Source organism: Oleiphilus sp. HI0117 (genome assembly GCF_001635235.1).
Genome location: NZ_LWGA01001015.1, coordinates 1 through 1,630 on the forward strand (window position 1 = coordinate 1; position 1,630 = coordinate 1,630).

Here is a 1,630-nt window from a genome sequence, read left to right on the forward strand (position 1 = left end):
ATTTATGTTACTCTGCATCATCATTTTGTAACATACACACTAGAGCAAGTGACATTCGAGGAACCAACAGTCCTCTACTCGCTTTTTTAAGTACTTCTTCGACGCAATTTCGCTAATTCAATTCTCATTACGAATACTCATTAGGTACACACATGAACGTAACAATTAATTGGGGCGGTGACGCCAAATTTGTAGGTCAATCAGGCTCAGGTCATGAAATAGTAATGGATGGCCCTCCTGACCATGGCGGAAAAAACCAAGGCCCTCGACCTATGGAAATGCTGCTACTAGGTTTGGGTGGCTGCACATCATTTGACGTCATGAGCATTCTGCAAAAATCCCGTCAAAACGTAACTGACTGCCAAGCAATTATCGACGCAGAACGTGCCGACGAAGTCCCCAGTGTTTTTACCAAGATCAGCATCCACTTCATTGTCAGTGGTGAGCAGCTTAAAGAAAGCCAAGTAAAAAGAGCCGTTTCTCTCTCTGCTGAAAAGTATTGCTCTGCTTCGATTATGCTTGAGAAAGGCGGTGTGGAAATCGCTCACAGCTATGAGATAAAAGAAGCCTGAGCCATAGTTCTTGAATATATAGAGCGAATTAAACTCACTAATTCGCTCTATGCCTCTTGCTATAAATCGATATAAGCAGAGACGGAAGAGCCCTGAACAAAATCGACCTTCAAGTGCTTCATTTTTTGCAGACAGATGGCTGTGTCAACGGCATTAGCCAAGACTTTCTTACCTAAATAGTGAGCGATTTCTATAATCGAATCCGCCGCCTTTTCATCACCTTCGGCTTGATTCAGCTCTTCCATAAACGACTCATCAATTTTGATCATATCGAAAGGCAACGCTTTGAGAAAGGCAAACGGAGACCGCTCTGAGCCAAAGTGATCGAGACAAAATTTGAAGCCTTCCGCTTTTAATTGGTTCATATAAGCCACCGCAGAGTGAATATCTTCAATCGCTGCGCAGTCATATAGATCAAAACATACTTTTCTAGCGGGAATTTTCCCTGCTCTGGAAAGAGAAAGCATTTGTTCAGTAAACTCTTCATCGCATAAAGAGTAACCACTAATCTGCACTCGGACATAGTTCTCATCATCTAAAACAGGGTGCTGATGTGCCTGCAAGGCTATCAGCTGCGCAATCCACCATGCATCCAGCTCTTTGGCATCTTCATCGCCACTGACCTCAAAAGGCGATTGCCCCCCCTCAACAAAGCACAACAGGTTCACGTGATTCTGTAATACGCTATTGCTGCTCGACGCATCGGCCTCACTCTCAGTATTGTTTAAACACTCCACAACCTGCATCTTCAGCTCAAGCGTCAGCGCACTAAAATCTATATCTTCAGGTAAAATGTTTTCTGACTCGTCAATATATAAAGTCGGGATATTGTCTGAATTGGCGACAGGCTCTGGTTCATTAACACGAACGCCATCCGAGGCAAACTCGTCTTCAAGCTCATTTCGATACTCTGAATCTGATCCATCGACACCCTCATCACTTTGATGTATTCGGGCAAAGCTCTCTTCAATTAACTCTAATGCAGCACGAATCATTGACTCTGGGTTATAAAACCCCATATGCGCCTTACTTTCACCAATCAACACTGACAATGCAGT

At 43.6% G+C, this 1,630-nt stretch carries 2 protein-coding genes; one reads left to right on the forward strand and one right to left on the reverse strand.

All coding sequences use genetic code 11. The features are described 5' to 3' along the window. Positions 1-152 precede the first annotated feature (152 nt). On the forward strand, positions 153-572 hold the full coding sequence (locus tag A3757_RS18205) for an OsmC family protein (RefSeq protein WP_068512558.1): 420 nt from the start codon (positions 153-155) through the stop codon (positions 570-572). Positions 573-631: 59 nt separating this feature from the next. Here A3757_RS18205 and A3757_RS18210 read toward each other — a convergent pair. Then, a partial coding sequence (locus A3757_RS18210) for an EAL domain-containing protein (RefSeq protein WP_156506401.1) occupies positions 632-1,630 on the reverse strand: 999 nt, incomplete at its 5' end.

Coding starts and splice junctions, on each gene's coding strand:
- A3757_RS18205 (WP_068512558.1), top strand. CDS start 153: ATGAACGTAACAATTAATTGGGGCGGTGACGCCAAATTTGTAGGTCAA.